Below are 12,703 nucleotides of genomic sequence, written 5' to 3' on the forward strand. Positions count from 1 at the left end.
TATTGGAGCTTTTCCTCTTATTTTTGAAAATTATTAAATTTAAGAAATCGAGATGAACTCTTATGATGCAAAAATTACAAAAATTCGGAGCAGCCATGTTTGTTCCGGTACTGTTGTTTTCGTTTGCTGGTTTAGTTGTTGCATTTGGTTCCTTGTTTACCAATCCTGAGATTTTTAAAACTTTAGCTCAACCAGGAACTGGTTGGTATGGAGTTTGGTATGTTATTGAAGAAGGGGGTTGGACTATATTTAGGCAAATTCCTTTACTATTTGTAGTTGGATTGCCAATTGGTTTAGCAAAAAAATCCCAAGGACGCGCAGCACTAGAGTCCTTAGTTACTTATTTAACTTTTAATTATTTCGTTGGTGCAATTTTAAGTCAATGGGGACCGTTCTTCGGTGTTAATAACTACGCAAAAGATATTGTGGCTAATTCAACTAATGGTGGCTTAACAATGATTGCAGGTATCAAGACACTGGATACTAGTATTGTTGGTGCATTGATCGTGGCTGGAATTGTTGTGTGGTTACATAATCGATACTTTGATACAAAGTTACCTGATTGGCTCGGAACATTTCAAGGTTCAGCATTTGTTGTAATTCTTGGTTACGTTAGCATGATTTTATTAGCGATTGTAACGTGTTTTGTATGGCCAAAAGTCCAGTTGGGCATTGCTAGTTTACAAGGATTTATGCGTACTTCTGGAGTTGTTGGTGTTTGGGTATATTGTTTCTTACAACGTGTGCTCATTCCAACCGGTCTCCATCACTTCATCTATATTCCATTCCAATATGGTCCTGCAGCAGTCGCTGGTGGTTTACAACCATGGTGGTTGAAACACTTAACAGAATTTGCTGCAAGTACTCAACCATTAAAGACGTTGGCGCCTTCAATGGGATTTGAGTTATTTGGAAATGAAAAAGTGTTTGGTATTCCGGCAATTTGTTTGGCTTTCTACGCCACCGCAAGAAAAAATCGAAAAAAGCAAACTGCAGCTTTACTTATCCCGGCTGGATTAACTTCGTTTTTTGCCGGAATCACTGAGCCAGTTGAATTTACATTCTTGTTTGCCGCACCTGTACTTTGGTTCGTTCATTCATTTTTAGCCGCGACACTTGATGCAGTTATGTATGCGTTTGGAGTTGTTGGACAATTTGATGGTGGCTTTATTGCCTTTGCCAGTGAGAACTGGATTCCATTGTGGGCAAATCATTGGCAAACCTGGGTCACACAAATAGTGATTGGGTTAATTTTCTCAGTTATTTATTTCTTCGTTTTCAAAATCATGATTGAACGTTTCAACTTTGTAACACCTGGTCGTGAAGCCGATGGTGAAGATACTAAGTTGATTAATAAAAAAGAATATAAAGCCAAAAAATCAACCGGAGCTTCAAACAATCCGTATATCGATCGTGCATCAGCTTATCTTGAAGGTTTGGGTGGCAGCGGAAATATTGAAGAAATGACAAGTTGTGCCACTCGTCTACGTGTTACTGTTAAGGATCCAGACAAGCTTTCGCCCGATTCGGTGTTTAAGGCCAATAAAGCAGTTGGGGTTGTGCACCACGGAAAAGCTGTTCAAGTCATCGTTGGCTTAGATGTTGCGCAAGTACTTGAAAATATGCAGGATTTATCTAGTGGTCCAGTCGGTGTAACCACACATGATGATGTAACAGATGAAGCACCTGTTCAGGCAACAACACCAATGCAACAAAATGCAAGCCTAATTCTCGACTCTGTTGGCACAATCAATAACGTTGAAAAAGTAGAGGATAGCGAGAATGGTGTTGTTGTATCTGTAGTTGATCCAGCGCAGGTCGATACTAAGGAAGTATTTTTAGGCCTTGATTTAGGAATCACGGATGTCGAGATGAATGGTAACCAAATTACTATTCAGATTAAGGATCATGATGTTTATGCACACACAATGGCTGCACAATTATGACGGGTTGTGACTTGATATACTGTGTTTGCGGGAGCAAATAGAGAAATAGAGTGGGTGCGTATTAATGAAGTTTGAAGAGTATGTAAATAATCAGTTTGATGTTTTAAATGATACTGAAAAGTCTATTGTTGATTTTATTCTTGACAATAAAATGGATGTAGCACGAATGAGCATTTCAGAGTTGGCCAATAAATGTTTAGTCTCACGTTCGTCTGTTTTCCGATTTGCCAAAAAAATCGGATTAGATGGATTCAATCAGCTCAAATTCATTTTACGTGAAGAAATGAACGAAACCCCAGTAGAACCAGAAACAAATTATATGGAGGCAACAATACAAGCGGTCACAAATGCAACACAACAGTTCCAATCGCTTAAAATGAATGAGATATATGCTAGCTTGGACGAAGCAGAAGATATTTATATCTATTCCACAGGGTGGGAACAAGAAATCATTTCCGAGCAGTTACAGAGAAATTTCTTTTTAGCAGGTAAAAAGGTTTTTGCGTTGCCGGCTGCCGTGGATGAACTTGAAATGGCGCTACAACGAATGAAGTCAAATGATTTATTGATGGTAATTTCATACAGTGGAAATAATAAACAGTTGCTGAAAAGTTTGAAACTTGCGGTAATCAGAAATATTACTACACTTTCGTTTACGCCTTTCAAACAGAATTCATTGGCAGAAATGTGCAAATTTAACTTGTATTATAGTGTCGTCGAAAAGAAAGTTTCGAATTTGAAGAATGTCGAAATTTTCTTTACAGGATTGTATGTACTAAACGATTTGTTGGTGATGGGATATTCAGATTGGCTAAAGAATAAGTAGATAAGGAGCTATTGAGATGACAACATATAAAAATAATATTTTTTTGAAAATTGGAAAGAAAATTATTCGTGCTCTAAACTATAATGCAAAAAAGTCACTAAATATTTACATTGGTGCTCTAGCATTATTTGCACTTGTGAATGTATTTTACGTGAGCTTTTTAGCTAATATAACCCAAGTCACATTTAGAACGTTTCTGGATAAAAATCCAATTAACACAGTTATGATTATCATTTCAACGATGGACGTCATCTTTGCCTACATTCTCTGGATGGAAAGGGACACTTTATTACATGATCGAAAAAAATTTCAAGGAATAATTGGTTATTTAAGCATTCTTCAACTATTAGTTGGAAACATACTATGTTTGGTATTAGGTGTGGTTACTTTGTTTACAAGTAAAGAAATATCAACTAAAAGCAGAGTATTTATTAATTCAAAACAACTATTTCCATTGATTATGGGTGCCGTGATTTATATATTTTGTTCATTTTTATTATTGAAAATATCCCTTTAAGATAAGTAGATTTTTGGCTTTTAAGATGAGGAGGTTTTTAAATGTTTGGATTTGGCAAGAAAAAAACGCAGCTTGTAGTAGCTGCAGTAGATGGAGAGTTGGAGCCTATTACAGAAGTTACAGATGATGTTTTTTCTCAGAAGATGATGGGTGATGGTTATGCAATTGAGCCGACTACGAATGAAGTTTACTCACCCGTTAGCGGAGTAGTGTCTACGATTTTTCCTACAAAACATGCAATTGGAATTACAACAGACAAAGGTTTAGAAGTACTGGTTCATATGGGATTGGATACGGTTGATCTTAAAGGAAAACCATTTGAGAGTTATGTCAAACAAGGACAGAAAATATCCGAAAACACATTACTTTCAAAAATGGATATTGAAGCTGTCAAAGCTTCTGGACGAGAAGCAACTGTCGTAGTTGTTTATACCAATATGGATTTAATTAATGAAGTTCCAGAAGTTATTAAAAGTAGTGTGCAACATGGAGATAATGTGGGAGACATTAAATATAAATAATGCAAGGTCGGGGATAAGATGTCAGAGGTCGTAAATTCTAATAAGCTTAATTTAGAGGATTATGGGATAAGTGAATTGCTGAACAAAGATGCCATGTATGTCTCTTGGCTTGAAGTTGAAAAGGCAATCGCAAAAGCGCAAGGTGAATTGAATATTATTCCTAATGATGTCGCAAAAGCAATTGAAAAAAAGGCGCAGTATCAAAATATTAATTGGGAAAAAATCAATGCACTTTTTCTCCAACAGGGATATGATTTTTATCCGTTTGTTGAGGAGCTTAGCTTGGCTTGTGGAGAGGCAGGCAAATATGTACATTTTGGCGTTACAACTCAAAATGTGCGACAGACAGGAGAATTATTAATTGCTAAAGAAATCAATCGTCGCTTCTTAATTATTATTTCTAATATTCTTGAAAATTTAGCCATGTTAGCAGAAAAGTATAGTGAAACCGTAATGCCCGGGAGAACTTATGACAGACATGCAGTTCCAATAACATTTGGTTTCAAAGTAGCTACGTGGATTTCCGACATTCTTGGTGCTACACAACGATTGAAGAATTTTCACAATAATGGATTTACTTCAATGTGTGGCGGTACGGTTGGTGCATACAATGCGCTAGGTGAAAAAGGGCCTGAATTGAATAATCGTGTGGGAAGTATTTTAGGACTGACACCTATGGATGTTCCTGCACGTAATATCCATGCTAATATTCTGGAATATATTAATGAAGTTGCCATGTTAGTTAATCCTCTGAATCGAATTGCCGAGGAAGTTTATTTAACTTCAATTGAAGAATTTGACGAACTTTCCGAATTGGGGATGTGCCAACAGATCGGCAATAATATGGTTGAAAATGTGAAGAGTCCCAAATTTTCAAGAAACATTATTGCAAATTCCGAAAAGCTTTATGCCATTGTGGGACCTCTTTATTATGCTTCTGCAAAACCGTTTGAGGCGGATAGTTCGACTAACATGTTTTTGGATGGTCAGTTACACGAAGCATTAAGTCTAGTAAGTAAAATTTTATCACAAGCTGAGGAGTTAACTCGAACGTTACAAATAAATGTAGATCAGATGTGGAAGAACGCAAATAAAACGCATGGCTTGGATAATATAGAGAATGTTATGATCAATTTGACACGTGTCGCCGGTCGAAGTAAGGCACATAAGATTGTGTGTGAATTAGTTAAAAATGCAAAAGAAAAAAATTTAAAATTTCAAGATCTTGCTTTATCTGATTTAGAACTATTAAAGTATTTTTCTGATGAAGAAATACGGAATATGTTAGATCCTCAAAACTACATTGGCTTATCGGCTGAAATTGCCGTCGGGCAAGCAAAAAAGGCAAGAGAACAATCGTTTATTCTAAAACAACTATATTTAGATTAGGAGGAGTCGTAAATCATGCAAAGACATTGGTGGCAAGAGGCAGTAGTTTATCAAGTGTATCCACGCAGCTTTCAAGATTCTAATGGCGATGGTATTGGAGATTTGCAAGGAATTATCCAACATTTGGACTATATTAAAAATTTAGGTGCTACTGTTATTTGGTTGAATCCGATATATGCTTCTCCTAACGATGATAATGGATATGACATTTCTGACTATCGAAAAATTATGACTGATTTTGGGACTATGGAAGATTTTGATCAGCTTTTGACTTTAGCTCATGAAAAAGGCCTCAAGATAATGATGGATTTGGTGGTAAATCACACTTCTGATGAACACCACTGGTTTATGGAGAGTCGAAAAAGTAAGAAGAATAAGTACCGAGATTATTATTTTTGGCGAGATTCTAAAAATGGTAATCCACCTAATAACTGGAAGAGCAACTTCAGTGGATCTGCTTGGCAATTTGATGAAACGACTGGGCAATATTACCTTCATCTCTTTTCAAAAAAGCAACCAGATTTAAACTGGGATAATAGTTTAGTTCGTCAAGAAGTATTCGATCTCATGAAGTTTTGGTTAGACAAAGGCGTTGACGGCTTTCGCATGGATGTTATTAATCTAATTTCAAAAAAGCAGGGGCTTCCAGATGATCCTAATGCTTCTAAAACAGCTGTTGAAGACGCCATGAGTTGGGTAGCTAATGGCCCGAAAGTCCATGACTATTTGCAGGAAATGAACCAGAAGGTCTTGTCTAAATATAATGTCATTACAGTGGGAGAAACGCCCTCTGCTTCAACGCAGGATGCGATTAAATATACAGGATTTGATCGCCACGAACTAGAGATGGTCTTCCAATTTGAACATATGGGATTAGATTGGAGTCAAAGTGGTCTAGGAAAATGGAGCACTAACAAGGTTTCATTGATTGAGTTAAAAGGGGTAATGTCACGTTGGCAAACTGCTTTAAATGGAAAAGCATGGAATTCGTTATATTGGAATAATCATGACCAACCGCGTATTGTTTCCCGATTCGGAAATGACTCCAGCAAATATCGTGTGCTATCTGCAAAAATGTTAGGGTTGCTCTTACATTTTATGCAAGGGACTCCTTATATTTATCAAGGCGAAGAAATTGGCATGACGAACGTTCATTTTGATAATATAGCTGATTACAAAGATTTAGAGACACTAAATGCATATCATGAAATTGTTGAAGATAAAAAACAAATTTCTGCACAACAAATGATGGCTTATATTCACCATTCCTCCCGTGACAATGCACGGACGCCAATGCAATGGGATGCAACTAAAAATGCCGGTTTTACAGATGGAAATCCTTGGATTAAAGTTAATCCTGCTTATAAACAAATTAACGTTTCGGAAGCTTTGAATGATCCAAATTCAATTTATTATTTTTATAAAAAGATGAATGAATTACGCTCCCAATATGATGTTATTGTTTATGGAAACTACTCGCTATTAGATCCAAAGGATAATGAGGCCTTTGCATATGAACGACAACTAGATCAGCAGCATTTATTTATAGTTACCAATTTTACGAGTCATGTGATTAAAAGAAATTATAAGGTTTATAATGATCAAAAAAGTAGGTTGTTATTAAGCAACTACGATGATGACTTAAAAAGAGACTTGAGACCGTATGAAGCAAAAGTATATTATTACGAAGAATGATATGATTTCTCAATAGCTTTTAAATATTCTAAGATTTTGATATGCAAAATACTTAGTTTGCCGGCAAGCAATGAATTTATTAAAATAGTTGCCAATGCCAGATATAACGGGATGGTACCTGTCGAAAATACATTTACATTAAGTGGCAATTTGAAGGCAATACCATCCCGTCAGTCGAATGGAAAGCTTAATTAATAGATAAAAACATTTCTATAAAAAGGTCCGTTAGAAAATTATTAATTTCTAACGGATCTTTTTTTGAATTTATGGATTTTTTAAATCTGTAACCCATTACTACTCAACGTATTGTTGACTACAATTACACCGCCTTTATCATAACGATGGCGTGTTTGCGAATATTCGAAAGGTCGGCCGTCCGATAAATGAACCGTTTGAGAAACTTGGAGAATTGGTTCGTTGTGTGTGCATTTTAGATAGTCCTGATCATTTTTTCTGGGAACATCTGCTGTGATTTTTCGAATGGAACTACCGATTTTTAAGCCCAAAGTTGATTCGATAAATGTGTAAATTGAACCACTAGCAATTTTCTCGGTTAGGTTTTGGATAACGGATAACGGCATGATCGAATGATCTAATTCATAGGGTTCGTTGTCAATATTTCGTAACCGAAGAATATCGTAAACAGGGGTGGAATCAGAAATTGATAACCGCTTTTGTTCATGGACAGACGGCAATCGTATTTCAAATTTAAGCACCTTTGTGGTTACTTTTCCACGACCCTCAAATAATTTGGTGGTTCCTTCATATTGACTAGATAGAATATCAAGCGTTGAGCGTGAATTGGGAGCAACGGTTGTGCCGCTTCCTTGCCGACGCAAAATTAAATTGGCATTTGATAATTCATCAAGTGCCTTTTGAATGGTGACACGTGAGGTATGAAATTCATCAGCCAATTCTTTTTGACTGGGAAGATGTTGACCCGCTACGTAATCACCATTTTTTATGCGTTCTTTTAGCGTATTTGCAATTTGATTATATTGACTGATAAGGCACACCCTCTTCCTAATGATAATTTTAGCATATTAATTTATTTATCCAAATGAATTATTTGAGTTATCAATATAAATATTTGACTTTACAAATTTAAAATATGAGTTAAAATGATAATCATAAAGGAGGCAGGCAATGAAAAATTCAAAGTTTTTGTGGGGGAATTCGGTTTCGAGTATGCAAACCGAAGGAGCCTGGGATAAAGATGGCAAAGGGCTATCCGTGTATGATGTGAAAGAAGCCACAGCAACTTCTTCTGACTGGAAAGTTGCCATTGATGAATATCATCGCTATGAAGAAGATTTTGATTTAATGAAAAATGCTGGCATGAATTGTTACCGCTTCCAGATTTCATGGTCGCGAGTAATTCCAACTGGTGACGGTGAGGTGAATCAAGCAGGACTTGATTATTATATTCAGTTCGTGGAGGCACTTTTAAAACGGAATTTGGTACCGGTAGTATGTTTATATCATTTTGACATGCCCTTGGCGCTTGCCAAAAAAGAAAATGGGTTTGTTAGCGATTATGTGCGCGATGCGTTTGTCAGATTTTCTAAAATAGTTATTAAAGCGCTGGCAAGTAAGGTACAGTACTGGATTCCTTTTAATGAACAGAATTGCACGATGTTTGAAGAAGGTTTTCAAAATAGTGGCTATTTAAAGGGACCAAAAAGTGTGGCAGATCAATACAAAATCGCAACTAATAGTCTAATTGCTTATGCTGAAATTGCAGACTATGTACATACTTTTGATGGGTTACAGGTAGGCGGCATGGTTGCTTATCAAGAAATGTATCCCAACACACCCAAACCACAAGATGTAATGGTTACACGTAAAGCCAATGAGTTTATTAACGAAGATTTTCTTTCCTTTTTCGCGACTGGCAAACGATCTGGTGAAGTGATTCAATTTATGAAAACCAATGGATTAACAGATCTGGTCAATCAACTTGAAGATAAGGTACACCAATTAAACCATGTTAAAAGTGATTTCTTAGCATTTAGTTATTACTATAGCTTAGTAATTGATGCCACAAAGATCGCACCCAATGTGGCGCCCAATTATTATATGAGTCAAGGAAAAGTCTTGAATCCCAATTTGGCAACATCAGAATATGGCTGGCAGATTGACGCCCAAGGTTTTCGTAATTGTATTGCCAAAATGGCTGATCGTTATCGACTTCCAATTTTTCCAGTAGAAAATGGGATTGGTGCGCAAGAGGTCTGGGATGGTGAACATGAAATTCAAGATGATTATCGTATTCAATATCATCAAGAACATATCAAGGCTATGAAAGATGCCATGCAAATCGATGGCGCTGATGTGATTGGTTATCTTGGTTGGGGATTGATTGATATTCCAAGTTCGACTGGGAATATGGAGAAACGCTACGGACTAGTATATGTCAATCGGGGCAATCATGATCTTCGTGATTTAAGCAGAACACCTAAAAAAAGTTATTACTGGTTTAAGAAAATGATTGCAGAAGAAAAAGAATTAAGGTGAGGTGCAAATATGAAAAGTAATGGGATTGGTAAGAAATTTATCGATAATTTTACCAAGGTATCTATAAAAATTGGCAATCAAATTCATTTGCGTTCTTTACGAGATGCATTTGCGATGATTATGCCGTTATTTATTTTAGCTGGAATAGGGGTTCTTATTAATAATGTGATTTTTACATTGTTTTTCAAAGGAACGACATTAGCTAATTTTCAAACATTTGGTAATTTGCTGGTTAATGGCACGCTAAATATTGCGGGATTGTTGATTGCCCCGGTAGTTGGGTATTGTTTAGCGAAAAATCGTGGTTTCAATAACGTTTTAGGGTCAGCGATTATTTCACTAGCAGGGTTGGTTGTCATGATGCCGGTTACACTGCAAGCCGTTCCGACTGGAAAAACAGCGTCAGTTAATATTACGGGATTTTTATCATTTTCAAATGTTGGTGTTACGGGTATGTTTGCCGGTATTATTATTGGTTTAGTGGCAACGGAATTATTCATCAGGTTATCCCGTGTAAAGAAATTCCGGATTAACCTTGGTGAGAATGTGCCACCAGCTGTTAGCGATTCATTCATGACGTTAATTCCAACAATTGTGGTTTTAAGTTTACTAGCTATTATTGCAGCATTATTAACTGTGTTGGCACATACAGACATGATTAAGTTGATTACCATGGTTATTCAAGAACCATTACGACGTGTAAACACCAGTTTACCGGGCTTCTTGTTGATCTATAGTGTCGGTAACCTATTGTTTGGTTTTGGTATTCATCAAGCTGTCATTAATGGGACATTGCTTGACCCAGTCCTTTTGATTAATACCAATAAGAATATGCAGGCATTCGCTGCCGGTCATCACGTGCCTTACATCATTACAAGTGTTTTTCGTGATACATTTGGAATGTTTGGCGGAACGGGAAGTACGATTTGTTTACTAATTGCGACAATCATTTTTTCAAGAATGAAATCAAGTCGTCAAATTACCGGATTATCATTTGTCCCGGGATTATTCAATATTAATGAACCGGTTATTTATGGTTATCCCATTGTGTTTAATTTGCCATTGTTAATTCCATTTGTTTTAACACCGGTAATTGCCTTATTGTTTGCTTATTTCTGTACAGCAGTTGGTTTTATGAACCGAACTGTGGTGATGGTTCCTTGGACAACGCCACCTTTGATTAACGGATTTTTGGCAACTGGTGGTGATTGGCGCGCCGTTGTGGTTCAATTAATTTCCATTCTTTTCGGGATTTTCTTCTATTTACCATTTATGAAGATTTCTGAACGGGTCATGATGCGTCAGGCAGAAGAAGAGAATTAGTTAAAGTTAGTAACGTGAGAGAAAAAATAATTAAGAGAATTGAGCAAGACCATGTCATCACGATATGGTCTTGTTTTTATGAAAAAAAGCAGGCCTTTCAGGGTGTTTAGTTAATGACGAGAATAATGGTTTCTTGTTGTTAATCCAATTACGGCGTTTATTTTCTTAACTGATGTGTGGCATGTGATATGTCAGCTTCGGCTAAGGGGTTATCATTGCAAACAAAAACCACACCAATGTGCTCAGATTGGTGTGGTTCTTTAGAAAACCTATTCTTTCATAAAGCCAACTTGGTCGGGTAAATCAGGGGTACCATACATTCTAGGACTTACAGGCTTGAGTTTAGGTGCCTTAGCTTCAGGTTTAGGCGTTTTTACCCATTTGTATTCACCCTGACCATCTAATGCTTCACCCTTTGCCCAAGCGCCATCCTTGCTTGCCTCTCCATCAGAGAAATTGTAAAGATCATAGGCGATATCCAACCGTTCTTTATCGCGAGGAAAAGTGGTTGGAACCAAAATACTACCTTCTTTTTCTTCAAGTTCTTTAATGGCAGCCATCCACAAGTTTTGGTGGTAACTATCACGCGCTAATAATACGGATAGCAAGTCCCGGACGCCTTGGTCTTCAATCATTTCATAGATGCGAGCAACCTGCAGGCGGCCTTGAGATTCGGCATTTAAATTAGCACGAAAATCAGCTAATAGATTACCGCTTGCAATGATATAAGCGCCGCTCCAAGGATTACCTACACTGTCAGCAGGACGAGGACCTAAACCAGCGACAATTGCGTGTTGGGGATTCATCCCAGACAGAATTGCTTGTACCATCGGATCCTGCTTCATCACTTCTTCTTGCTGAACAACGGGGGCATCCTCCAATAAGCGCGCAACCATGGTGGCCAACATTTCGACGTGACCTAATTCTTCGGTAGCCACGTCCATGATCATGTCACGATATTTTTCTTCTCCACGACAACTCCAGCCTTGAAAGAGATACTGCATGGCTACTGACATTTCGCCATATTGGCCACCGATGAGTTCTTGAATGTAGTTGGCATAGAGTGGGTTAGGTGCATCTGGTTTTGCTTCAAATTGTAATTTTTTCTTGTGATAAAACATTAAATCGCCTCCTTAATATTAATATCTAATAATAACGATTAGAAATCAAACTAAATGAACGGAAAATTGACGATGAGAAGTGAAAGAAATTAATGTCAGTTTTTTGTAAAAGAGAAAAGATGTCAGAGGTCGATTAACATTAAAAAAACGTCATACTGATTTTTCTTTCAATTCATATGACGCTTTTTAATTTAAATCACGGTTTCTAATTTAGTGTACCATTTTTTGCTGACATACGCGGTCCAGAGCAATAACGCCGGCACGGTACCAAATAAGAGTAGTCCCGGAAATTTATAGGTGATCAGCATGATGGCAACAAACCCTGCTAACAACTTGAGGACTTCTAAAAAATTATTAAAGAATTGAATGAACGAAAGTTTTAGCGTGGTGGCCAACGCAATCTTGTAGCGGGCCTGAAGCCAAATGCCAAAGTGAAACATACTTACCAGAATTAAAAGGGCAAAGATCAAAATGAAATCGGTGATGATAAATATCAAGCCCTGAGTCTGGACAGATAAAAAGAGGTTATAAGCTAAAATAATCGTGATACCGGCAAATAGATAAAAATATAAGTTACCTAGTTTGAAATGAGATTTAAATAATTGCCAGCCCTCAGCTAAAGTGATTTTATCGTAGTGCCAGTGATGGCGGTGATACAGCTCAGCGACTGTAAGCAAAGCTGGGCCAATCCCGAACAACAACAGGCCACTAAAAGCATACAGCCAAAATAAGAGACTCAGTTTTATGCCAACGTAACTACGAATTAAAAGTTTTTGTAAGCCAAGGCTAATCATGGTTATTTTCCTCCATTTATAGATTATGTATCTGCCAAAATCCTTTAAGATTTT

The 12,703-nt window shown here is 37.0% G+C and carries 11 protein-coding genes; 8 read left to right on the plus strand and 3 right to left on the minus strand.

Annotated elements, in window-relative coordinates; translation table 11 throughout:
• Nucleotides 1–62 precede the first annotated feature (62 nt).
• The 6 genes from IV80_RS07580 to IV80_RS07605 all read left to right on the plus strand — a co-directional run bounded on the left by IV80_RS07580 (nt 63) and on the right by IV80_RS07605 (nt 6,894).
• Nucleotides 63–1,946: an alpha-glucoside-specific PTS transporter subunit IIBC gene (locus IV80_RS07580; protein WP_057751725.1), complete on the plus strand. Its 1,884-nt coding sequence runs from the start codon at nt 63–65 to the stop codon at nt 1,944–1,946.
• A 64-nt stretch (nt 1,947–2,010) separates the two neighbouring features.
• A complete protein-coding gene (locus IV80_RS07585) occupies nt 2,011–2,772 on the plus strand; it encodes a MurR/RpiR family transcriptional regulator (protein ID WP_057751727.1) in 762 nt (253 codons plus the stop codon).
• A gap of 16 nt (nt 2,773–2,788) precedes the next feature.
• The gene (locus tag IV80_RS07590) at nt 2,789–3,289 is read left to right on the plus strand and encodes a hypothetical protein (protein WP_057751730.1); all 501 of its coding nucleotides are present in this window, start codon (nt 2,789–2,791) and stop codon (nt 3,287–3,289) included.
• 41 nt (nt 3,290–3,330) lie between these two features.
• Entirely contained in the window at nt 3,331–3,810 is a 480-nt protein-coding gene (locus tag IV80_RS07595) for a PTS sugar transporter subunit IIA (protein ID WP_057751732.1), read from the plus strand.
• A gap of 18 nt (nt 3,811–3,828) precedes the next feature.
• Entirely contained in the window at nt 3,829–5,199 is a 1,371-nt protein-coding gene (locus tag IV80_RS07600) for a lyase family protein (protein WP_057751734.1), read from the plus strand.
• 12 nt (nt 5,200–5,211) lie between these two features.
• Nucleotides 5,212–6,894, plus strand: a complete 1,683-nt coding sequence (locus IV80_RS07605; protein ID WP_057751737.1) for a glycoside hydrolase family 13 protein — start codon at nt 5,212–5,214, stop codon at nt 6,892–6,894.
• A gap of 275 nt (nt 6,895–7,169) precedes the next feature.
• Here IV80_RS07605 and IV80_RS07610 read toward each other — a convergent pair whose 3' ends face one another.
• A complete protein-coding gene (locus tag IV80_RS07610) occupies nt 7,170–7,910 on the minus strand; it encodes a GntR family transcriptional regulator (RefSeq protein ID WP_236699590.1) in 741 nt (246 codons plus the stop codon).
• Nucleotides 7,911–8,040: 130 nt separating this feature from the next.
• Here IV80_RS07610 and IV80_RS07615 point away from each other — a divergent pair, with 130 nt between their 5' ends.
• Together IV80_RS07615 and IV80_RS07620 are read left to right on the plus strand one after the other, a co-directional pair.
• Nucleotides 8,041–9,411, plus strand: a complete 1,371-nt coding sequence (locus IV80_RS07615; RefSeq protein WP_057751739.1) for a glycoside hydrolase family 1 protein — start codon at nt 8,041–8,043, stop codon at nt 9,409–9,411.
• Nucleotides 9,412–9,420: 9 nt separating this feature from the next.
• Nucleotides 9,421–10,734, plus strand: coding sequence for a PTS sugar transporter subunit IIC (locus IV80_RS07620; RefSeq protein ID WP_057751742.1), 1,314 nt, complete (start codon nt 9,421–9,423; stop codon nt 10,732–10,734).
• Between the two features lie 269 nt (nt 10,735–11,003).
• Here the strand turns inward: IV80_RS07620 and IV80_RS07625 are convergent, their stop codons facing one another.
• Both IV80_RS07625 and IV80_RS07630 read right to left on the minus strand, forming a co-directional pair.
• Nucleotides 11,004–11,855, minus strand: coding sequence for a manganese catalase (locus IV80_RS07625; RefSeq protein WP_057751744.1), 852 nt, complete (start codon nt 11,853–11,855; stop codon nt 11,004–11,006).
• Between the two features lie 191 nt (nt 11,856–12,046).
• Complete coding sequence (locus tag IV80_RS07630; protein WP_057751747.1) at nt 12,047–12,649, minus strand: YesL family protein; 603 nt, start codon at nt 12,647–12,649, stop codon at nt 12,047–12,049.
• Nucleotides 12,650–12,703: the final 54 nt, after the last annotated feature.

This window comes from Pediococcus cellicola (assembly GCF_001438655.1).
Classification (GTDB): domain Bacteria; phylum Bacillota; class Bacilli; order Lactobacillales; family Lactobacillaceae; genus Pediococcus; species Pediococcus cellicola.

Excerpts from the sequence above, each read along its gene's own strand:
- IV80_RS07580 (WP_057751725.1), top strand. The coding sequence starts at position 63 with ATGATGCAAAAATTACAAAAATTCGGAGCAGCCATGTTTGTTCCGGTA.
- IV80_RS07585 (WP_057751727.1), top strand. The coding sequence starts at position 2,011 with ATGAAGTTTGAAGAGTATGTAAATAATCAGTTTGATGTTTTAAATGAT.
- IV80_RS07590 (WP_057751730.1), top strand. The coding sequence starts at position 2,789 with ATGACAACATATAAAAATAATATTTTTTTGAAAATTGGAAAGAAAATT.
- IV80_RS07595 (WP_057751732.1), top strand. The coding sequence starts at position 3,331 with ATGTTTGGATTTGGCAAGAAAAAAACGCAGCTTGTAGTAGCTGCAGTA.
- IV80_RS07600 (WP_057751734.1), top strand. The coding sequence starts at position 3,829 with ATGTCAGAGGTCGTAAATTCTAATAAGCTTAATTTAGAGGATTATGGG.
- IV80_RS07615 (WP_057751739.1), top strand. The coding sequence starts at position 8,041 with ATGAAAAATTCAAAGTTTTTGTGGGGGAATTCGGTTTCGAGTATGCAA.
- IV80_RS07620 (WP_057751742.1), top strand. The coding sequence starts at position 9,421 with ATGAAAAGTAATGGGATTGGTAAGAAATTTATCGATAATTTTACCAAG.
- IV80_RS07625 (WP_057751744.1), bottom strand. The coding sequence starts at position 11,855 with ATGTTTTATCACAAGAAAAAATTACAATTTGAAGCAAAACCAGATGCA.
- IV80_RS07630 (WP_057751747.1), bottom strand. The coding sequence starts at position 12,649 with ATGATTAGCCTTGGCTTACAAAAACTTTTAATTCGTAGTTACGTTGGC.